The organism is Thetidibacter halocola (assembly GCF_018224955.1).
Lineage (GTDB): Bacteria > Pseudomonadota > Alphaproteobacteria > Rhodobacterales > Rhodobacteraceae > Thetidibacter > Thetidibacter halocola.
In genome coordinates this window covers 661,021-681,395 of record NZ_JAGTUU010000001.1, presented here as the reverse complement: position 1 = coordinate 681,395, position 20,375 = coordinate 661,021, and the positions used below count along the sequence as shown (strand labels likewise).

The following is a 20,375-nucleotide window of genomic DNA, read 5'->3' as shown; positions in this document are numbered from 1 at the left end:
TCCTATCGTCCCAGATAGACCTGGCGCACCAGCGGGTCTTGGCGCGCGTCGGCCATGCGGCCCTCGAAGATCGGGTTGCCCTCGTGCAGCACGGTCACGCGGTCGGCGATTTCCTCGACGAAGGCCATGTCGTGCTCGATCACCAGCACCGCGCGTTCCGGCGAGCGCAGGCGGCGCACGAGGTCGGCGGTGTGGCGGGTTTCCTCTTCGGTCATGCCGGCGACGGGTTCATCCAGCATCAGCAGCTTGGGCCGCTGCATCAGCAGCATGCCGATTTCCAGCCACTGTTTCTGCCCATGGGCGAGAATCCCGGCAGGCGTGTCGGCGAGGTCGCTCAGCCCGATTTCCTCCAGCACCTCGGCCACGCGGGTGCCGCGGCGCGGATCGGCCCAGCTGCGGATCTCGGCCAGGATCGACCGGGGTTTCAGACGCAACGCGGTTTCGAGGTTCTCGCGCACGCTTAGAGCCTCGAAGACCGAAGGTTTCTGGAACTTGCGCCCGACGCCTGCCAAGGCGATCGCCGGTTCGTCCATACCCAGCAGGTCGACCTTGCCGTCCAGCCGCACTGTGCCGGCCTTGGGGCGCGTCTTGCCGGTGATGACGTCCAGCATGGTGGTCTTGCCCGCGCCATTCGGGCCGATCACGCCATGCACCTCGCCGTAGCGCGCGATGAAGGTCAGCTGCGGGATGGCGACGAAATCGCCGAACGACACACGCAGCCCGTCGATCTGGATCGCCTGCGCGCCGGGGGCGGTCATGGTGACAGCATTCATTCTGCGGGCTCCGGGGCGGGTTTTCGGTTGCGGCGCAGTGGCGCAAGCAGCCGCTGCGGCTTCAGGTCGAGCAGGCCGTTGGGCAGCAGGGTCACCACCACCAGCACGACACCCGCAAGGATGAAGGGCCAGGCTTCGGGGACGAAGCCGGTTAGCCAGAACTTCAGCGCGCTGATGATGATGGCGCCGATTACGGCGCCCGACAGTGCGCCGCGCCCACCCAGCGCGACCCAGACCGCGATCTCGATGGAGACCTCGGGCGCCAGAAGACGCGGGTTGATGATGCCCACCTGCGGCACGTAAAGCGCACCTGCAATGGCGGCGAGGACGCCCGACAGGCACCAGGCAGCCAGTTTCGGCCAGAGGGTGTCGTAGCCCAGGAACCGCAGCCGCGCCTCGTCGTCGCGGATCGCGATCAGCAACCGCCCAAAGGGCGAGCGCATCAGCGCCCCGCAGGCGAGGAAGGCCAGTAACAGCACCACCAGCGAGGCGGTGGCAAGGCCCGTCACCATGCCCGGCGCCCCCACCGGCACGCCCAGAAGCGTGCTGAAACCGGTCATGCCGTTGTTACCGCCGAACCCGGTGTCGTTGCGATACATAAGCAGCATGGCGACATAGGTCAGCGCCTGCGTGATGATCGCGAAATAGACGCCAGACACCCGGCTGCGGAACGACATCCAGCCATAGAGGAAGGCGACCAGCCCCGGCACCAGCAGGATCAGGACAAAGGCGTAGGGAAAGCTCTCGAACCCGAACCAGTAGGCGGGCAGCTCGGTCCAGCCCATGAAGGTCATGATGTCGGGCGTCACGCCGCCGTAGACGTAGCCTGCCTTGAGCATGTGCATGGCGATCAGATAGCCGCCCATCGCGAAGAACAGGCCGTGTCCCAGAGACAGGATGCCGCCGAAGCCCCAGATCAGGTCCAGCGCCAGCGCCAGCAGGGCAAAGGTGGCGATCTGGCCGATGATGTTGGCTAGGTAGGGCGTCAGGCCCAGCGCGCTGCCCGACAGCGGGCCGCCCAGCAGGGGCACGGCCACGATCAGCGCCAGCAGGCAGATGGCGACGATGCGAAACAGCAGCGGGCGGTCGACCCGCGCGTCGGACTGTATCTTTGCCATCAGCGGCGTCCTTTCGGTGCAAAGAGGCCTTCGGGGCGCCATTGGATGAAGACGATCACCAGCAGCAGCACCAGCACCTTGGCGGCGACGGCGCCATAGATCGGCTCGATCACCACATTGATCTGACCGATGCCAAGGGCCGCTACGATGGCGCCCACCAGGCTGCCCACCCCGCCAAGCACGACGACCATGAAACTGTCGACGATGAAGCCCGTGCCCATGCCCGGGTTGACGTTGTAGAGTGGCGACAGCGCCAACCCGGCCAGGCCTGCCAGCCCCGACCCCAGCGCAAAGGCCATCATGTCGGTGCGGCGCGTGTCGATGCCTGCCGCCCCCGCCATTGCGCGGTTCTGCGTCACCGCCCGCACGTTCATCCCGAACAGCGACCGGCGCAGCAGGATCACGACCGCGATGAAGGCGAACAGCGCCACCGCGATGGCGAACAGCCGGTTCGAAGTCATGATGAAATCACCAAGCACGGGGAAGCCGCCCGAGACATAGGCCGGCTGGTAGAATTCCAGATTCTGCGAGCCGACGGTCACGCGGACGGTGTTGATGAGCAGCAACGAGATTGCCCAGGTCGCCAGCAGCGTCATCAGCGGCCGGTCGTAAAGCCGGCGGATCACCAGCACCTCCATCAGCAGCCCTACAAGCGCGGCGGCGAGGAAGGACACGGGGATGGCGAGGATCAGGTAATAGTCCAGCAGGCCCGGCAGCGCGGCGCGAATCGCCTCTTGCGTAAACCAGGCGGCATAGGCGCCGATCATGATGAGCTCGCCCTGGGCGAGGTTGATGACCCCCATCAGGCCAAAGATGATTGCAAGCCCCAACGCGGCGAGGAACAGAACGCTGGCATAGCTGGCACCACTATAGAGCGTGGCCAGCACCTTGCCCAGCGCCAGCGTCCGGTCGATGCCGGCCATCGCCTTTTCACCGGCTGCCAGCACGGCGGCGTCGGTCTCGCCCGCCAGCGCCTCGGCGATGGCGGTGCGGTTGCGCAGTGTGGCGTCCTGCGCGATGGCCTCGATGGCGGCGATACGGTTGACCGGGTCGGGATCGGCGAGCAAAAGGCTCGCGCGCAGCGTCGACAGCGTGTCGCGCAGGGCAGCGTCGGTCTCGCGCTCGACGGCGGCGGCCAAGATTTCCGGGGTCAGCGCCTCGCGGCGGCGGTCGACATAGGCGGCGGCCTCGGCCCGGGCGGCGACGCTCTCCTCGGTGAACAGGCGCAGCACGGCACCGGCACTGGCCGCGACGGCACGCAGGCGCAGGTTGACGGAGGGCGCCGACAGGGTGGACGTGTCTACGCCCTCGGCAGGCTCCAGCGTGCTGGCGCGCAGTGGGCCATCGGGCGTATCGATCACCGCCAGCCCGTCGCCACAGCGCAGGCTGCGTCCCTCGAAGGCCTCGACGATCCGGCGCGCCCAGAGCGCGCCTTCGGACCCGGCCTCGACCCCGGCCCCGGCGAGCCGGCTCAGCGCCGATTGCTGGGCGGCGAAGTCGCCCGAGCAGATCTCGGCCACGATGTCGGCACGGTCCTGCGCGGCGGCGGGCAGCGCAACCAGCGTCGCCAACAGCAGGATTGCGGCGGCAAGGAAGCCCTGCAGACGAAGGAAGCGGAAAGGCATGACCTGCTCCGGTTGCGTTCGGAAGGATGGCGCGGACCCCGCCATGGGGGACCGCGCCAAAGACACGCTTACGCGTTCATGTAAGGGCTGAAGGGCACCGGATCGGGCGTGTCGGGCGACTGCCACAGGATGTCGAAGCCCTGGCTTTCGTTCAGCGACCCGATGAAGACGCCGCGCTTCACATAGGTGTTCTCGGCGGTCATCGAGATCTCGTAGCCCGACGGGCAGGCAAAGGTCAGGCCGGCCGAAGCCTCGCGCACGGCAGGCACATCGAAGGACCCGGCCTTTTCCGCCGCCAGCGCCCACAGGTGCACGCCGTCATAGGTCGATACCATCGGGTCGATGGCGACGTCCGGGCGGTAGGGCACGCCGTTGGCGTTGACGTAGTTCGCCCAGGCCGACAGGAATTCCTGATTCCGCGCGCCTGGCGCGTTCTGCAGATAGGCCCAGCAGTTCAGGTGGCCGACCAATGCGGTCGTGTCGAGACCCTCGAAATCCGCCTCGAGCGCGTCGAGACCCAGAACCGGCACGTCAAAGGCGCTGATGCCCTGGTTGACGTATTCGCGGAAGAAGTCGGGGATCGAGTTGCCGACGACCGTCAGGATGACCACGGGCTGACCGCCCGGCTGGTCGGCGAAGGCGCGGATCTCGTTGATCAGCGTCTGGAAGTTCGAGTGGCCCACGGGCACATATTCCTCGCGCCAAGCGTCTGCCTCGATGCCCTTGGACGCCCAGTAGCCCTTGAGCTGCTGGTTGATCGTGCGCGGCCAGACATAGTCCGAACCCAGCATGAAGAAGCGCTTGGCCGAACCGCCCTCTTCGCTCATCAAGTATTCGACGGCCGGCAGAACCGACGAGGACGGCGGCGAGTTCAGGTAGACAACGTTCTTGGAGTTCTCTTCACCCTCGAAATGCAGCGGGTAATACAGCAGCGCGTCGTTCTGCTCGACCACGGGCAGGACGGACTTGCGGCTGACCGAGGTCCAGCAGCCGAAGGTGGCGGCGACGCCTTCCTGCTGGATCAGCTGGCGGCCCAGCTGGGCGTAGAGCGGCCAGTCGGAACCGGGGTCGGTGGTGACGACCTCGACCATCTTGCCCAGAACGCCGCCCTTGGCGTTGAGCTCTTCGGCGGCCATGCGGGCCACGTAGTTCAGACGGCCCTCGATGTTGGCCATCGTGCCGGAAGACGAAAAGAGGCACCCCAGTTTCACGGTATCCGAGTGCGCCGCGGCAAAGGCCTTGCGGGCGACCCAGGGGGACGCGATGACCGACCCGGCGCTTGCCGTGATCAGCCCTTTTACGAAACTACGCCGTTTCATGTTGCTCTCCTGTTGACGGGCATCATGGTGATGCAGGCCGTTAGAGAGGGCCGTGGCCTCGCGCCTTCCAGTGAGGAAGTTTTTGTTATCGCAATCTTTTTGGATGAGTCGGTGAGATGCATAATTAATCATCTGCTCAACAAGGGTCTGCCAGTATTTTCGGCGGGATTGACTTAAGGGCAGCTACGCACGCCGAACAACAGGACGAGCGTAGCGACTCGAGCACAGGCCAACCAACCACAACAGGCAATCAGCTTAGAGGACCCGCCTCAGTCCTCCGAGAGATACAGTTCAATCTCGTCGCGAAGCCGAGGCCAGGGCAACGTCATCTCTGTCAGGAAGGAAGCCCCAGGCATGATGCGCTACGGCATCGCGGCGCTTCTGACAGGACGCGTAGAAGCGAAGGACTCTCGCAACAAGGCTCCGAACGGTGGGGTCAATCAGCAGCTCTGAAATGGTTCTGAAGACTTCGAGTTTCGATGTCTTTGCTCGAAGCGCTGAGAAGCCGAGGTAGACTTCATGCTCGGGGCCGCCGACAAATCGAGAAACAGTCATGAGCAGTTGGTTTTCGGCGAATGACCACTTCGCAATGACTTCCATTGCCAAGCTGCCAAAGTGCTGATGCTGACAGTGAAAAGTCTTGTGTGCCACCATGCCTTTGGTTGCGCCCATGTGGCCAAATGACAGTCCTTTTCCTGACTTTGAGAACTGTGGGTCGAACTTAGTGAGCGGCTGAGGCATCCTGCTCTCCTTCGAGGACCCTGTAGACAGACGTCCGCGCTATACCCAACCGACGGGCGATCTCGGTCGCTCCCATACCCTTCTCTTCCCGTAGCCGCTTAAGGCCTTTCTGCTCCTGCCTCCTTGTGGACACGCGGGCGTAGCCCACGAACCGTCTCTTAGTTTTGGTGAGGTTATTGCTTTCGTTTTCGTCGCTGTTGTTCTGTAGTGGCGAATAGGGTTCATCGTCTAACATCAGAGTGTTACTTGGATGCTCGGCGTTGTTCATGACTAGTGCAGCCTGCGCAGTCTTGAACAGCCATGTTAAACGGAATGTCAGTTCAAGTTCGCGACGGCGGCGGGTTGGTCTTGAACAGTGTTGTAAGTTCTGTGATCGCGGGCGTGCCGAAAAACGACAGGCAGTCGATAGTCCTGCTTTTGAGCGCAACGAGAGGAGTTTTTTGGTGCCACGTCAATCGCCTATTTTGTAGGATGACAACTGATCGATCAGCCGCGATTTCGCCGTGATGGTCACGTCGCCATAATCGTCGCCGGCAGTTTTTCCGGCATGGCCACAGATCGCGTCGGCGATCCTGTCGGATACGTCGGTCTCGCCCGCCTGGGTCCGGAAACGGTGGCGCCAGCCGTGGTTGGGGCTGACGCCCTCAGGCACCAGCTTCTGCGCCTTTAGCCACTTGGCGACGCGGTCTGAGACCGTGCGTGCCGCGTGCAGGCTCTGCTTAGCGTTCTGCGCTCGGTAAAACAGCGGACCATCAGCTGAAGACGCGACGAAATCGATGAAGCCCAACTCGACAATCTGCCTGTGTAGCGGCACGTCGCGGAACTGGCCGGTCTTGACCGTGCCAGCTTCGGGCGAGATCCGTAGGACATAGCGGCTATCCTCGAGGCGAATGTCCTGCTTGCGAAGCTGCGCCATCTCTGCAACCCGCGCGCCGGTCATGGCGCAGAGCAGTGGCAGCCACCGCTTTGCCGCCGTGGTCTCAGGGAACTCGCGCATATTGCCGCCCATGAACGGTGCGGGAGCATAGGCGGTGCTCGCCTTGAGGATGCGCAGGGCTTCTTCGTCGCTGTAGCCCTTGGGCCTGATGCGCACTTGCTTCTCGCGCTCCTGCCGGACGTTCTCGGCCGGGTTCTCAGTCAGTCGATCCTCGCGGATCGTCCAGTTGTAGATTGTGCGCACGGATGCAAGGTAGGTATTTGAAACAGTGCGTGCCGAGCGGGACTTCAAGAGCGCGTCACGCCAGTCCCGCAACTCGGCCTTGGTAATCTTGCGCGCATCGTCATGGCCCACAAACGTGCGCAGGTTCTCGATTACGGGTTCCCATCGTTTGCCGGCCTCGTAACCTTTGCCAAGGGCGTGCCGGGAGGCAAGGTAGTCGCGGAACAGACCCCGGAGCGATACCGGCGGCAGCTCGTCTTCGGTCGGCGTGGCGTCTTTGAGCAGCCTATGCTCAGGCATGCCTGAAAATATGCCCTCGTCGCGCTCGATAACTCGGGCCAGCGCTTCGTATTCCGAGACACAGAGCGCCATGGCCAAGCTACGCCATTCCTGGGTGCCCTCGTGCACGGTGGTGTTGCCGATTGTCCTGAAGTGCTCGATCCGGTGCCCGACCAAGTCATGCAGCTCGGCGTCGGACGCTGCGCCTGCCACTCCGGCGCGCAACAGGGCGACCTAGCCGTCGTCGATAGTCAGGCGTGCATAGGCGCGGTGCTGTTTGCGGCCGTCGGCGTCCTGCGCGAGCCGATCTTCGTAGCTGCGCCAGGCGATCTGCTGCTCGGTCAGGGGGTAGCGACCGGCAGGTTGTGGGATGTCCTTCTCCACAGCGAGGCGGCGCTCTGCGAGCGTGATTTTATGCGTTAGCTCGGCCAAGACAACACGGTGCTTGCTGATCGCAACGACGCGATCAGCGCCCAATGGTTGACGCAGTTCGGCCTTGCCGTCGAACTATTTTCGCAGCTCCACCGGGATGACGATCCGCGTGTAGTAGCGTCCGTCGAGGCATTGCAGATACCGGACCTTGCCAGCCATACTCGCACCATTTTGTAAGCGGTTTTGTAAGCGAATATGTAAAGGAAAACGTAAATCACCCTAAGATGGCAAGGGGTTCATTTGTTTTCAGGGAGTTGTTATGGTGCTGCCGGAGAGATTTGAACTCTCGACCTCTCCCTTACCAAGGGAGTGCTCTACCCCTGAGCTACGGCAGCCCGCCTCGCGATGTGGCGGGTGATTAGACGCAAAATCCCGAGGGTGCAAGCCCAATCTGGACCCTTTTTCGACCCTGAGATAGAGAGGGGTCATGGAGCGCAAGACACCCGAAACGAAACCCGCCGCGCAGCCGCGCGAGGACCGTCTCAAGGCGGCTCTCAAGGCGAACCTGGCGCGCCGCAAGGCGCAGGCCCGGGCGCGGCAGGCGCCCGGGGCGGACAAGGCCGGCCAGACCGGCGACAGGAAGGACTGACAGGCATGGATTCGATCATCGTAACCGGCAATGGCCCGCTGAACGGGGACATTCCCATCGCCGGGGCCAAGAACGCCTGCCTGACGCTGATGCCCGCGACATTGCTCAGCGACGAGCCGCTGACGTTGACCAACGCGCCGCGCCTGTCGGACATCCGCACCATGACGCAACTGTTGCAGTCGCTGGGCGCCGAGGTGCAGTCGCTGCAAGGCGGGCAGGTGCTGGCCATGTCCAGCCATGACGTGTCGAACCTGCGCGCCGACTACGACATCGTACGCAAGATGCGCGCGTCGATCCTCGTCCTGGGGCCGCTGCTGGCGCGGATGGGTCAGGCGGTCGTCTCGCTACCGGGGGGCTGCGCGATCGGTGCGCGGCCCGTCGACCTGCACCTCAAGGCGTTCGAGGCGATGGGCGCCGACCTGGACCTGCGCGACGGCTATGTCCATGCCAAGGCGCCCTCGGGCGGCTTGAAGGGCGCGGTGATCGACTTTCCCTTCGTCTCTGTCGGGGCGACGGAAAACGCGCTGATGGCGGCGACGCTGGCCAGCGGCACGACCGTGATCCGCAACGCCGCGCGCGAGCCCGAGATTGTCGATCTGGCGCAATGCCTGCGCCGCATGGGCGCGCAGATCGAGGGCGAGGGCACATCCGAGATCACCGTGCAGGGCGTCGACCGGCTGGGCGGCGCGACGCATCGCGTCGTGACCGACCGGATCGAACTGGGCACCTACATGCTGGCGCCCGCGATCTGCGGCGGCGCCGTGACCTGCCTGGGCGGGCGGATCGATCTGCTCGGCGCCTTCTGCGAGCGTCTGGATGCGGCGGGGATTTCGGTGACAGAGGATGCGCGGGGCCTGACCGTGACCTGCCGGAACGGGCGGGTGCGCGCGGTGGACGTGGTGACCGAGCCCTATCCCGGCTTTCCGACCGACCTCCAGGCGCAGATGATGGCGCTGCTCTGCACCGCCGAGGGCACTTCGCGACTCGAGGAGACGATCTTCGAGAATCGGTTCATGCATGCACCCGAACTGATGCGGATGGGTGCGCGAATCGACGTGCATGGCGGCACCGCCACCGTGACCGGGGTCGAACGCCTGCGCGGCGCACCGGTGATGGCGACCGACCTGCGGGCCTCGGTCTCGCTGATCCTGGCGGGGCTTGCGGCCGAGGGTGAGACGGTGGTGAACCGGGTCTATCACCTGGATCGCGGTTATGAGCATGTCGAGGACAAGCTGTCTGCGGTGGGGGCCCGGATCGAACGGGTGCGTGCGCAATGACCCGGGACGCGACCTTCGAGGACGGGGCCGAACGTCCGCTGAACCTGGGCGCACTGGATGCGGATGACCTGCGGGTGATCTCGGCGCTGGTGCAGGATGCGGTCCTGCCGGCCTCCGAGATCGCCTGGCAGCCGAAGAAGCGCCGCCTGGGCCTGTTGCTGAACCGGCTGCGGCGCGAGCGGCTCGGCGGGACGGTCGAGCGGGTGCGCTCTCTGCTGGTGATCGACAACGTCCTGCGGGTCTCCAGCCAAGGCATCGACCGGCGTGACCCGGACACGGTGCTGTCCGTGCTCTCGGTCGGGTTCGAGGCGGCCGATTCGCCACGCGGGCATGTGACGCTTATCCTCGCCGGAGACGGCGCCCTGCGCGCCGAGGTCGAGGCGCTGGACGTCACGCTGCGCGACGTGACGCGGCCTTACATGGCGCCCTCGGGCAAGATGCCCGACCACGAAGTCTGAACCTGGACCCTGCGTAAGCCTTCGTTAACGAATCCTGCCGAAAAATGACTCGTCGGCTGGAGGTCGCGCTTGGCGGAGCGGACGTATTACACGCTGGATCGTTAGGATTGCGTCGTCGAGGTCGGCGGCGCATGGGACGACTTCGCGCGCGTGAATGGCGGCGACCGCGCCATGGCGCAGCATCTGGCCGGCCGCAGCCTCTGGACCTGCATCGAGGGCGAGGCGGTAAGACGGTATCTCAACGCGCTGTTTTTCACCGTGCGGGCCAAGGGGCTGTCGCTGACTCTGCCGCTGAACTGCGATTCGCCGCACGAGCGCCGCGACTACCGCATGACGGTCTTGCCACGGGGGCAGGGCCGGATCACGGTGCTTCTCGAGTTGATGTCCCGCGCGCCGCAAGACCGGCTTGTGCCCGTGGCAGATGGTCCGCCGGTGCGCTGCGGCATCTGCTGCGCACCGCAAGCCGACCATCCAGGCGACGGTGTCCAGCCGCCCCGCAGCTGCATCGGGACGGTCGAGATCGTCTGCTGCGACTGTCGCGGCCGCGCGCTGGAACAGATTGCCGCGATCGCCGACCGGCGCGGCAGCACCTCCGGCGACTGGCTGGTCTGAGCCTAGAGGTCGATCTCGATCACCCCGCCGGGTTCTGCGGCGCGGCTCTGGCACAAGATGATGCGGGATTGGCGCTGCGCCTTGGACAGCACGAAATCGCGATGCTCGACCGCGCCCGAAACCAGGCCGCACTGGCAGACCCCGCAGATTCCGTCGGCGCATTTCACATCCACGTGGATGCCCGCGCGCGCCAGGGCATCGGTTGCTCTTTCTTCTTTTGAAACAGTAATTTCACGGCCATCCTTGAGTTTCAATATGAAGTCTTGATCGATGTAATCGGGTTGCTCGGGGACCGAGAAATACTCGAAATGCCGGGCCTCGTCGGGAAAGCCTGCCGCCTCGGCCGCGGTTAGGACCGACTGCATGTAGGCATCGGGCCCGCAAGTATAGACATGCGCGCCGGGACGGTGGCGCAGCACGCGCGAGAGGTCGGCGCGTGTGCCCTCGTCCGAGACATGAAGATGCACCCTGTCGGCCCAGCCCACCTGAGCCATGTCTTTCAGGAAACCGGCAGAAGCCCTTGATCTAAAGGAGTAATGCAGATCGAAACTCCGTCCCAGTGCGTGCAACCTGTGCGCCATGGCGATCATCGGCGTGATGCCAATCCCGCCGCCCATCAGGAACGAGTGGCTGGCCTCCTCGGCCAGAGGGAAATGGTTGATCGGACGTGACAGGAAGACCCGACGCCCCTCGGCAAAAATCCGGTGAAGGAGTTTCGATCCGCCGCGCCCGTGATCCTCGCGCAGCACGGCGATCTGGTAGGTCTTGCGGTCGGCCGGATCGCCCGACATCGAGTATTGCCGCAGGTATTCCGGCGCCACGACGATATCCAGATGCGCGCCCGCCTGCCATTCCGGCAGGTCGGCGCCTTGAGGATCGCGGAACTCGTACTTCGTGACGCCCTCGGCCATTTGTTCCACATTGGAAACGATTACCCGCAGGACAGGGCTTTCGTCCGCGTTCTTGTAACGGTGCAGATGGCTGTTGTCGCCCTCGGCTTGGCGACGCTGATATTCCTCGGCGGTGATCATTGCCTGGTAGGCCTCGATCCCCGCTTCGCGGTCCATCGGGAACGGGTAGGGCCAGGGATGCGGGGCCAGCGGCGCGGGATAGACAGCCAGGGTCTGGTCCTCGTACTTCAAGTCGAGTTCCTTTTGCAGGCCGCGCGCGTTCACGGGCTTTTCGGTCGGATAATAGGCGCCGTCCTCGGCCAGCTCGATATCCCACCACCACTTCTTGACCGGGTTCAGTCCGCCGCGCCCGGCCATGTCATCGAGCCTCGCGATCAGCGGTGCCGCGCCGGGCATGTTCATCGCCGCCCAGCGAAAGGGCGCTTCGGCAAACAACCCTTCGAGGTTCCAGGGGCAGGTCTTCATGCAACGCCCGCACATTGCACCACCCTCGGTCGTGATGCGGTAGGTGGCGCATTTCTGGCTGTCGGATTTCCATATTTCGTAGCCGTTGAACATCAGCTTCGGCCCTGCCGTGATCGCGCCCGAAGGGCATTCGCGGGCGCATTTGCGACAGCTTTCGCAGAACGCCTGCAGGCCGAAATCGATCGGCTTGTCATGCGCCAGCGGCATGTCGGTCGTGACCACGCCGGATTTCAGCCGCGGCCCGAGGAAGGGGTTGAGGATGACCTCGCCGATTCGGCTGACCTCTCCCAGGCCCGACAGCAGCAGCAACGGTGGTTGCAGCACCTCACCGTCCAGCACCGTGTGAGCCTTGGCCGACCATCCCAGCCGCCGGATCTGCGCCGCGATCACGCCGCCCAGCAGGGAAAACCGCAGATAGGCGCGCATCGACTGCGCCACGCTGATCCAGTCGTCGCCCGAGGCGCCCTCCATCGTCTCGAACCCCTGGTCGACGATCATCGAAATCGCCTGGTCATGCGGCGGGTCGATGGGTGCGCCGGTGGCGTCGTGAGAATACCACGCCCAGTCCGGGCAGCGCGAGATACCGACCGCGTCGACGCCCAGCCAGTAGGACGTGGCCTTGATCGCGTCGGCCAAGGCTTGCGGGTCGGTTACGCGGCGGTCGCCGGCGGGAGGGCCATCCTGCAACAGGACAAAGGCCCCCAGCATCCGGCGCTGCGCCATGCTGGTCGGCGCCTTGCGGGCATAATGCCCGCCTGTCGCGCCCTTCTGCACCGCCTTGCCCATGTCGCCGAACTGCGCGCGGGCGAACATGTCGGTGCGTTTCGGCACGCGGGGCACGTTGGGCTCGTCGATGAAGGTTGTGGGTTTCTCCACCCGTTTCAGCGTCTCGAACGGGTGCGGGCCGTCGCGGAAATCGCGGCGGGCAAAGGGATCCTGCGTGCGGCCGGATTTCGCCGAGTGCAAGCCCAGTTTCCAGGCCAGGCCACTCAGCAGGGCAGCAGGCTGTTCATCCATCGGGCGCAGGGGCGCGTCATGGGCCAACGGCAGGGTCGTCGTCACCACCGCGACGCTCCAGCGCGTCCCCAGCCACGGCACCGTGCCATCCGCGCAGGCCAGCCCCGCCGCCACCGCCGCGCGGTGCAGGTCGATATCCGAGGAGGTGCCGGTATGCGCCTTGGCGTCCCAGCCCAGCAGGCGGATGTAATTGGCGATGACCACCGCCGTCTCGGATGCTCGCAGGCAGGCGCGCTCCGCCTGCGCATCCATGATCCAGTCGCATCCCGGCTCGTCCATGCGCGGATCGCGCGGAAACTCGTAGAGAAAGACGATGACCTGCGTGTGCCCGTCGATCGAGGCGGGCGGCGCCTCCATCGAGTCCTTGAGATCCGCCATGATGAGGTCGATCCCGGCGGCCAGCGTCTTGGTCTGGCGGGTGCGCAGCGCCCGGGCCAGCGCGTCGATGCCGGGGTTCACCACCGGCTCGGGCAGGCGCAAGGCAGCGTCCAGCGGCCCGATCCCCACCATCGACGCGTCCGAGAACGTGCCGAACGCCTTCAGGTGCCGCGCGCGTTCGCCGGGATCCTCGGGGATGGCAGAGCGCACCCGGTTCACCAGCCCGTCGCGGATCGCGTCCATCATCGCCTGGTGCTCTGCCATGGCGTTGACGATGTGATCGGGTGCGTCGCGGTGAAAGCGCAAGGGTTGCCAGCGGGGCAGGGTCGCGAGATCGGGCATCGGCCCGCGCGCCAGCCGCTCCAGCGGGTAGGGGCCGAGATGCACGGGCCGGGTCCGGTCCGAAAAGATGCGCAGCGCCATGATGGTCCTCCCTCCGGCGGACCCTAGCGGGCAAATTCCACTGATGGAATTTGCAAATGTCGTCGAAGACAATTGCCCCACTCCGACCCGACGCTTGAGGCCAGCGGCCGCGCGGGCTATGTGCGCCGCCAGACGCGGGCGCCAGCCCGAAGCCAAGGAGAGCCGCCATGCCCGTCTTTCTGAACACCGATGATACCGATTTCGAGGCCGCCTTTACCCGCCTGCTGGGCGCGAAGCGCGAGGACAGCCCCGATGTGGACGACATCGTGGCGGGCATCATTGCCGACGTGCGCGCCCGTGGCGACGCCGCCGTGCTGGAGCTGACCGCGAAATTCGACCGGCTGACGCTGACCCCCGAGACGATGCGCTTTTCCGAGGCCGAGATCGAACAGCACGTCGCCCGCGTTCCCGAGGCCGAGCGCCGCGCGCTGGAACAGGCCGCCGAGCGTATCCGTGCCTACCACGTCCGCCAGATGCCCGAGGACGCGCGCTGGACCGACCCCGAGGGGGCGAGCCTTGGCTGGCGCTGGACGCCGGTCTCTGCCGCCGGTCTCTACGTGCCCGGAGGTCTGGCCAGCTATCCGTCCTCGGTGCTGATGAACGCAATTCCCGCCAAGGTGGCGGGGGTCGGGAGGCTTGCGATCACCGTGCCCACGCCCGACGGCGTGGTGAACCCGCTGGTCCTGATGGCCGCCCGCGTCGCGGGCGTCGATGAGATCTATCGCATCGGTGGGGCGCAGGCCGTGGCGGCGCTGGCCTATGGCACCGAAACCATCGCCCCGGTCGACAAGATCACCGGGCCGGGCAACGCCTTTGTTGCCGCCGCGAAACGGCGCGTTTTCGGCAAGGTGGGGATCGACATGATCGCCGGTCCCTCCGAGATCCTGGTGATCGCCGATGGCGACAACGACCCCGACTGGATCGCGCTCGACCTGCTCAGCCAGGCGGAGCACGACGAAAGCGCGCAGTCCATCCTCATCACCACCGATCCAGCCTTTGGCCAGGCGGCGGCGGCGGCGGTCGACAAGCGGCTTGAAACGCTGGAGCGCCGCGCCATCGCCGGCGCCAGCTGGCGCGATTTCGGGGCGGTCATCACGGTGCGCGACCTGAACGAGGCGGCGGCGCTGTCCGACCGCATCGCGCCGGAGCACCTGGAACTCTGCGTCGCCGACCCGGAGGCGCTGAGCGCCAGGATCACCCATGCCGGCGCGATCTTTCTCGGCCAGTGGACGCCCGAGGCGATCGGCGACTATGTCGGCGGGCCGAACCACGTGCTGCCCACGGCGCGCTCGGCGCGGTTCTCGTCGGGCCTGTCGGTGCTGGATTTCGTCAAGCGCACGACGCTGGCGCGCATGACACCCGAGTCCCTGCGTGCCATCGGCCCCGCGGCGGAAACCCTCGCCCGTTCTGAAAGCCTCGAGGCGCATGGCCTCAGCGTGACCGCGCGTCTCGACCGGTTGAACCGCTGAGACGCATTCGGTCCGGCACTCACCGGCAGCGGTCTGGATGGCGATGGCGGGCTTGCGCCGGAAACCGGGAAAGCGATGGGGCCGGGCGGAAGGGACTGCCCGGCCCCGCTGCCCGTCCGACGCGATGCGGTCACATCCTGTCGGCCGGGTAGGCCTGATCGGGGCGCACGGCATAAGTCCAGCGTAGGCCCGCGTTCTTCCACCCGTTTACGGCGCGCTCGCCCTTGTGCGGGCCGTCCTTGGCCTTGTCGCCCTCGAACCCGTCGATGATCGAATAGACTTGAGTAAAGCCCATCTCGGCCAGCGCATCGGCGGCCCGTGCGCTGCGCGACCCGGACCGGCAGATCAGCATGATCGGAGTATCCGGTGCGACCCCGTGCTCTTCGGCATAGGCCCGAAAGACCATCGGGAAATCCGGGTTGATCTCGAGTGCGTAGCCCTTCGCCTCGTCGTCATAGGTCGGCAGCAGCGGCATCTCCATATAGGGGATGTGCACGTCGACCTGTTCGGGCAGGCCCAGGAAGGCAACCTCGGAGCGGGTGCGCACATCGACGAAGAGCGCGTCCTGCTTCTCGAGAAACGCCGCCGCCTCTGCCGCGGTCAGATAGAGTCCCGCGCGGGTCTGCTTGCCCTTGGGTATGTCCTGCGCCAGGACGGGCGCGCCTGCGCCGAGCACCGCGAATACGAAAACTGCTGAAATCCAGGAAATGAAACGTGTCATGTCTTCCTCCTTTGGGAAAAACCGCCTGAAAATGGCGGGTGACACGGATCATCGAGTATGGTTCAGCGCGTGTCGCCGCCCATTTGGGGGGGGCAGAGCGGCGAGGCGAGGTCGTGCAGCAGGGCGACCAGCTGCTCGGCACGGTGCGCGCCGGCCTTCGACTCGATATTCTTGAGATGCCAGCGCGCCGTGCCGATTTTCATGCCATGGCGCTCGGCGAAATCGGCCAGCGGTTCGCCCCGTGCCAACGCTTCTGCCAGCGCGCATTCCGTCCGGGTCAGGCCCAGCGCCAGCGCCGCGCCCTGGACCGAGGGGCAGGCCTCGGGCATCGCGCCGCAGATCGCCACGAGGACCCGTGAACCGTGCAGCCGCCCGCCGCGACGGATCGGCACGGCGTGGACCACGAATCGCCCCGTTTCGCCAAGAACGCAGGACATCGAGTCGGCCTTGCTCTCGGGGGCTGTTTCGTTCAGCGCGACGGCCAGCGTGCGGCGCAGCCGGGCGTCATCGTGGGAGCCGGACAGCTTCAGCCGGCCGGCGTGGTCGACCCGGAACCTGTCGTCGGTGCGAAAGAGCGCTGTGGCGGCGGCATTCTGAAACCGGATCCGGCGTCGCGAGTCGAGCAGCAGGATCGGCGGATTCAACCGGTCCAGCGCGGTCTCGAAATCGTCGTTGCGCAAGGCCAGCGAAGCCTGACTGCGCGCGATCCGCAGTGCCCGCCGCAGATGCGGCAAAAGCGGATCAAGTGCGCCACGAACGCGTTCGGCCTGCGCCTCGGGCCATCCGGCGCCGGCGATCCCGATCCAGGTGTGATGCGCCTGGCCTCATTCGACGAGTGCGCCGAGGGATTGCGCGAGGCCCTGCGGCAAGGCCCAGTCCCGGTAATAGGGCGTTTCCCGAAAGGCCGGCGTCACGGTCTCGACGACATGGCATCCGCCGGCGGGCATACGGGCCAGGCCATCGACCCACCGGTTGCGACCGAGGTAATCCTCGTCGTAGCTGGCACGGAACGCCGGATCGAACCCAAAGCTGGCGTGGGTTTCGATGCGCCGCAAGGCCGGGTGTTCCGTCACGACATCGCCCGCCGTGCCACCGAACCGGCAGATCATGGCCGTCATGAACCGCGTCAGGGCGTCGGGATCGGTGACGCTTTCGTAAATGCAGTCCAGGGCCTCGGCTTGAAACTGTTTCAGCATGGCCAATCGTCGCACTGTGCCATCTGCCTGTGGCGCGACGGCGCGTTCAGGCTAGACGTTCTGTCGCGCCACATGCAAAGGAAAAAATGTGTCTGCTGGCTGCACGCTGCGGCGTCCAGAGATTGCCGCAACTGGCCGGGCGCGGTAATGACTGCCCCAACGCTCAAGGAACGCGCCCATGACCCGCATCGCGCATATCGAACTGGACGACGCGAACCTGCCGCCGCCCACGCCGGAGATCGAGCAGGAACGGCGCGTCGCGATGTTCGACCTGATGGAGGACAACACCTTTGCGCTGCCGCCCCGCGACGGCAGGCCGGTGCCGCCCGGCCCCTACAACGTCGGCCTGTCGATCCGGGACAAGCGGCTCGTTTTTGACGTGACCACGCAAGGCCACGAAAAGGCGGCTGAATTCCACCTGTCCCTGTCGCCATTCCGGCAGGTGGTCAAGGATTACTTCGCGATCTGCAAAAGCTATTTCGACGCGGTGAAGTCCCTGCCGCCCAGCCAGATCGAGACGATCGACATGGCAAGGCGCGGTATCCACAACGAGGGCGCGCGCATCCTCCAGGAACGGCTCGAGGGCAAGGTCGAGGTCGACGACGCCACCGCGCGCCGTCTCTTCACCCTGATCTGCGTGCTGCATTTCGGGGGCTGACCGTTTGGGCAAGCTGCCTCAGTCGATCCTGTTCTGCTGCGATCACAACGCGGTGCGCTCGCCCATGGCCGAGGGCATCATGAAAAAGCTCTACGGCACCGACGTCTACGTGCAGTCCGTTGGCGTGGTGAACGACCTCGAGATCGACGGTTTCGCCATCGCCGTCTGCAAGGAGATCGGGGTCGAACTGGAACGCCACCGCGCGCGCAGTTTCGACGAACTCGAACAGATGGGCGAGGCGCTCTCGGGCTTCGACCTTGTGGTGGCGCTGTCGCCAGCGTCGCAGCGCATGGCGCTGGACCTGACGCGCTTCTACCACCTGACGGTCGAATACTGGCCGATCATGGACCCCACCGGCCTGGGCGAGACGCGCGAGGCCAAGATGAATGCCTATCGGCAGACGCGCGACCAGTTGGTGGGCCAGCTGAAGGGAAAATGGGGAACGGCATGAGCAAGGACATCGTTCAGGCGTATTTCGACGCCTTCAACGCCAGGGACATCGACGGCATGCTGGCCTGCCTGCATGATGACGTGGCGCATCACGTCAACGAGGGAAAGGTGCGCATCGGCAAGACCGCCTTCGCCGAGTTCTGCGCCCACATGGCGCGCTGCTATGACGAGACCCTGACCGAGATGGTGCTGTTCGAGGCAGAGGGCGGGGCCCGCGCTGCCGCCGAATACATGGTCAATGGCACCTACCTGGAAACCGATCCCGGCCTGCCCGAGGCGCGCGCCCAAGGCTATCGCCTGCCCGCAGGGTCCTTCTTCTCGATCCGTGACGACAGGATCGCCCGCGTCGTGACCTATTACAATCTCGCCGACTGGATCCGGCAGGTCTCGTGAGGATCGCGGCGCTGACAGGTGCGGCGCTCGACGCGGCGCTGGATGACTTGGCGCGGTTGCGCATCGCGGTGTTCCGGGCCTATCCCTACCTCTACGACGGCGATCTCGCCTATGAACGCAGCTACATCCAGACCTACCGCGACAGCCCCGGCGCGATCCTCGTCGGCGCTTTCGATGGTGAAAAACTCGTCGGCGCGGCCACCGGCACGCCGATGCAGGACCATGCCGAGGATTTCACTGACGCCTTCGACGGCAGCGGATACCACGTCGCGGACATCTTCTATTGCGCCGAATCCGTGCTGCTGCCCGAGTATCGCGGCCGTGGCCTCGGCCACCGCTTTTTCGACCTACGCGAGGATCACGCCCGCACCCTGGGCCTTCGGTTCTCGGCCTTCTGTGCCGTGATGCGCCCGCATGACCATCCGCTGCGCCCCGCCGCCTATGCCCCGCTCGACCCGTTCTGGCGCAAGCGCGGCTACCACCCGCTGGCGGGCGCCGTGGCGCAGTTTCGCTGGAAGGACGTCGACCAGCCCGGGGAAACCGCGAAACCGCTGCAATTCTGGATCCGCCCACTGTAGTGAAACCCCAGCCGGGGTTTCTTCTGGCCACAAACATCCCGGGGGAGGCGCGGCACGCGTCGGGGGCTGAGCCCCGATTCCCCGCCCGACAGGAGCGCCCCACGATGAAAATCGCGACCGCCAGCTACCCGCCCGATTTCCTGGCCGATTTCGACGCCTACGCCGACAAGATCACCCGATGGGTCGCCGAGGCCGCCGGGCAGGGCGCCGAGTTGCTGGTCTTTCCAGAATACGGCGCGATGGAACTGGCCACGATCGAGGGCCGCGCGACGGCCCTCGATCTCGAGGCGTCGATCCACGCCGTCTCCGACCGGATCCCGCAGGCCGACGCACTGCATTCCGACCTCGCCAGCCGCTTCCGCGTCCACATCCTCGCCGCCTCGGCCCCGGTGCTCGACCCGGCGATCGCGCTGCGCCCGGTCAACCGGGCGCGTCTTTTCACGCCCACGGGTGCCATGGGCGTGCAGGACAAGCAGATCATGACCCGGTTCGAGCGCGAGACCTGGGACATCGTTCCCGGCGGGCCGCTGCGCCTGTTCGACACTTCCCTGGGCCGCATCGGCGTCCTGATCTGCTACGACAGCGAGTTTCCGCTGCTGGGCCGTGCCCTCAAGGAGGCCGACCTGATCCTCGTGCCGTCCGTCACCGAGGCGCTGGCCGGGCACAGCCGCGTGCGCATCGGCGCGCAGGCCCGCGCGCTGGAAAACCAGTGCGTGACCGTCATGGCCTCTGTGGTCGGACAGGCCGACTGGTCCGAGGCGATCGACGTCTCGACCGGGCGCGGCGCGGTCTTCGGCCCGCCCGACACCGGCTTCCCTCCGACAGGCGTCCTCGCAGAGGGGGCGCTGAACGACCCCGGCTGGGTCTATGCCGAGGTGGACCTCGAGGCCATCGCCCATGTCCGCCGCGACGGCGTGGTGCTGAACCGCACCCACTGGGACGACCAGTCGGGCCGCGACGTCGCGCCGCCGCTCGTTCCCCTGCGGTGAATTGCGCCTTGATTTGTTGCGCGTCTGGTCCCATATGACGTCACGCCCGGCAGACCGGTCGGGCGTTGTAGCAAGGAGAGACCATGGCCAAGGAAGATACGCTCGAATTTCCCGGTGTCGTGAAGGAACTGCTGCCGAATGCGACGTTTCGGGTCGAGTTGGAAAACGGCCATGAGATCATCGCACACACGGCAGGAAAGATGCGCAAGAACCGCATCCGGGTTCTCGCAGGCGACAAGGTGCAGGTCGAAATGACCCCCTACGACCTGACCAAGGGGCGGATCAACTACCGCTTCAAGTAAGTCCGAACGGACCGCGACCGCGACGCCGGGCCTTGATGTGCCC

At 65.7% G+C, this 20,375-nt stretch carries 23 protein-coding genes and 1 tRNA gene; 11 read left to right on the top strand and 13 right to left on the bottom strand.

Annotated features, from left to right (window positions below):
* Positions 1-2: 2 nt before the first annotated feature.
* The 9 genes from urtD to KB874_RS03065 form a co-directional block, all read right to left on the bottom strand.
* Complete coding sequence (urtD, locus tag KB874_RS03105) at positions 3-773, bottom strand: urea ABC transporter ATP-binding protein UrtD (protein ID WP_249200207.1); 771 nt, start codon at positions 771-773, stop codon at positions 3-5.
* Positions 770-1,891: an urea ABC transporter permease subunit UrtC gene (urtC, locus tag KB874_RS03100; protein WP_212535069.1), complete on the bottom strand. Its 1,122-nt coding sequence runs from the start codon at positions 1,889-1,891 to the stop codon at positions 770-772. Before urtC ends, urtD begins: the two co-directional genes overlap by 4 nt.
* A complete protein-coding gene (gene urtB, locus KB874_RS03095) occupies positions 1,891-3,516 on the bottom strand; it encodes an urea ABC transporter permease subunit UrtB (RefSeq protein WP_212535068.1) in 1,626 nt (541 codons plus the stop codon). Before urtB ends, urtC begins: the two co-directional genes overlap by 1 nt.
* Positions 3,517-3,584: 68 nt before the next feature.
* On the bottom strand, positions 3,585-4,835 hold the full coding sequence (locus KB874_RS03090; RefSeq protein WP_212535067.1) for an urea ABC transporter substrate-binding protein: 1,251 nt from the start codon (positions 4,833-4,835) through the stop codon (positions 3,585-3,587).
* Between the two features lie 291 nt (positions 4,836-5,126).
* Positions 5,127-5,576: a hypothetical protein gene (locus KB874_RS03085; RefSeq protein ID WP_212535066.1), complete on the bottom strand. Its 450-nt coding sequence runs from the start codon at positions 5,574-5,576 to the stop codon at positions 5,127-5,129.
* Entirely contained in the window at positions 5,557-5,811 is a 255-nt protein-coding gene (locus KB874_RS23355) for a helix-turn-helix domain-containing protein (RefSeq protein WP_428849227.1), read from the bottom strand. The genes KB874_RS03085 and KB874_RS23355 overlap by 20 nt, the downstream gene beginning before the upstream one ends.
* 216 nt (positions 5,812-6,027) lie before the next feature.
* Positions 6,028-7,239 carry a tyrosine-type recombinase/integrase gene (locus KB874_RS03075; RefSeq protein WP_212535064.1) on the bottom strand — a complete coding sequence of 404 codons (1,212 nt, stop codon included), beginning with the start codon at positions 7,237-7,239 and terminating at the stop codon, positions 6,028-6,030.
* Positions 7,240-7,248: 9 nt separating this feature from the next.
* On the bottom strand, positions 7,249-7,446 hold the full coding sequence (locus tag KB874_RS03070; protein WP_212535063.1) for a hypothetical protein: 198 nt from the start codon (positions 7,444-7,446) through the stop codon (positions 7,249-7,251).
* Positions 7,447-7,706: 260 nt separating this feature from the next.
* Positions 7,707-7,781, bottom strand: a tRNA-Thr gene (locus KB874_RS03065).
* 92 nt (positions 7,782-7,873) lie between these two features.
* On the opposite strand from KB874_RS03065, the gene KB874_RS03060 reads away from it, so the two are divergent.
* From KB874_RS03060 to KB874_RS03045, 4 genes are all read left to right on the top strand, one after another.
* Positions 7,874-8,035, top strand: a complete 162-nt coding sequence (locus KB874_RS03060; protein ID WP_212535062.1) for a hypothetical protein — start codon at positions 7,874-7,876, stop codon at positions 8,033-8,035.
* A 5-nt stretch (positions 8,036-8,040) separates the two neighbouring features.
* Entirely contained in the window at positions 8,041-9,312 is a 1,272-nt protein-coding gene (murA, locus tag KB874_RS03055; RefSeq protein WP_212535061.1) for a UDP-N-acetylglucosamine 1-carboxyvinyltransferase, read from the top strand.
* Entirely contained in the window at positions 9,309-9,770 is a 462-nt protein-coding gene (locus KB874_RS03050) for a DUF2948 family protein (protein ID WP_212535060.1), read from the top strand. Before murA ends, KB874_RS03050 begins: the two co-directional genes overlap by 4 nt.
* A gap of 171 nt (positions 9,771-9,941) precedes the next feature.
* Entirely contained in the window at positions 9,942-10,382 is a 441-nt protein-coding gene (locus tag KB874_RS03045; protein ID WP_212535059.1) for a hypothetical protein, read from the top strand.
* A gap of 2 nt (positions 10,383-10,384) precedes the next feature.
* Here the strand turns inward: KB874_RS03045 and KB874_RS03040 are convergent, their stop codons facing one another.
* Positions 10,385-13,576: a 4Fe-4S double cluster binding domain-containing protein gene (locus KB874_RS03040; protein ID WP_212535058.1), complete on the bottom strand. Its 3,192-nt coding sequence runs from the start codon at positions 13,574-13,576 to the stop codon at positions 10,385-10,387.
* Positions 13,577-13,743: 167 nt separating this feature from the next.
* Between KB874_RS03040 and hisD the strand changes: the two genes are divergently transcribed.
* The gene (gene hisD, locus KB874_RS03035; RefSeq protein WP_212535057.1) at positions 13,744-15,045 is read left to right on the top strand and encodes a histidinol dehydrogenase; all 1,302 of its coding nucleotides are present in this window, start codon (positions 13,744-13,746) and stop codon (positions 15,043-15,045) included.
* A gap of 130 nt (positions 15,046-15,175) precedes the next feature.
* Here the strand turns inward: hisD and KB874_RS03030 are convergent, their stop codons facing one another.
* The 3 genes from KB874_RS03030 to KB874_RS03020 all read right to left on the bottom strand — a co-directional run bounded on the left by KB874_RS03030 (position 15,176) and on the right by KB874_RS03020 (position 16,962).
* Complete coding sequence (locus tag KB874_RS03030; protein WP_212535056.1) at positions 15,176-15,766, bottom strand: rhodanese-like domain-containing protein; 591 nt, start codon at positions 15,764-15,766, stop codon at positions 15,176-15,178.
* 62 nt (positions 15,767-15,828) lie between these two features.
* The gene (locus KB874_RS03025) at positions 15,829-16,446 is read right to left on the bottom strand and encodes a helix-turn-helix transcriptional regulator (RefSeq protein WP_212535055.1); all 618 of its coding nucleotides are present in this window, start codon (positions 16,444-16,446) and stop codon (positions 15,829-15,831) included.
* Between the two features lie 144 nt (positions 16,447-16,590).
* The gene (locus KB874_RS03020; RefSeq protein ID WP_212535054.1) at positions 16,591-16,962 is read right to left on the bottom strand and encodes a hypothetical protein; all 372 of its coding nucleotides are present in this window, start codon (positions 16,960-16,962) and stop codon (positions 16,591-16,593) included.
* 178 nt (positions 16,963-17,140) lie between these two features.
* Between KB874_RS03020 and KB874_RS03015 the strand changes: the two genes are divergently transcribed.
* The 6 genes from KB874_RS03015 to infA all read left to right on the top strand — a co-directional run bounded on the left by KB874_RS03015 (position 17,141) and on the right by infA (position 20,332).
* On the top strand, positions 17,141-17,620 hold the full coding sequence (locus tag KB874_RS03015) for a UPF0262 family protein (RefSeq protein WP_212535053.1): 480 nt from the start codon (positions 17,141-17,143) through the stop codon (positions 17,618-17,620).
* A 4-nt stretch (positions 17,621-17,624) separates the two neighbouring features.
* Positions 17,625-18,071 (top strand): arsenate-mycothiol transferase ArsC, encoded by a 447-nt coding sequence (locus KB874_RS03010; RefSeq protein WP_212535052.1) that lies wholly within the window; start codon positions 17,625-17,627, stop codon positions 18,069-18,071.
* Entirely contained in the window at positions 18,068-18,463 is a 396-nt protein-coding gene (locus tag KB874_RS03005) for a ketosteroid isomerase-related protein (protein WP_212535051.1), read from the top strand. The genes KB874_RS03010 and KB874_RS03005 overlap by 4 nt, the downstream gene beginning before the upstream one ends.
* The gene (locus tag KB874_RS03000; RefSeq protein ID WP_212535050.1) at positions 18,460-19,041 is read left to right on the top strand and encodes a GNAT family N-acetyltransferase; all 582 of its coding nucleotides are present in this window, start codon (positions 18,460-18,462) and stop codon (positions 19,039-19,041) included. The genes KB874_RS03005 and KB874_RS03000 overlap by 4 nt, the downstream gene beginning before the upstream one ends.
* A gap of 104 nt (positions 19,042-19,145) precedes the next feature.
* Positions 19,146-20,030, top strand: a complete 885-nt coding sequence (locus tag KB874_RS02995; RefSeq protein ID WP_212535049.1) for a carbon-nitrogen hydrolase family protein — start codon at positions 19,146-19,148, stop codon at positions 20,028-20,030.
* An 83-nt stretch (positions 20,031-20,113) separates the two neighbouring features.
* Complete coding sequence (gene infA / locus KB874_RS02990; RefSeq protein WP_005978431.1) at positions 20,114-20,332, top strand: translation initiation factor IF-1; 219 nt, start codon at positions 20,114-20,116, stop codon at positions 20,330-20,332.
* The last annotated feature ends 43 nt before the right edge of the window (positions 20,333-20,375 follow it).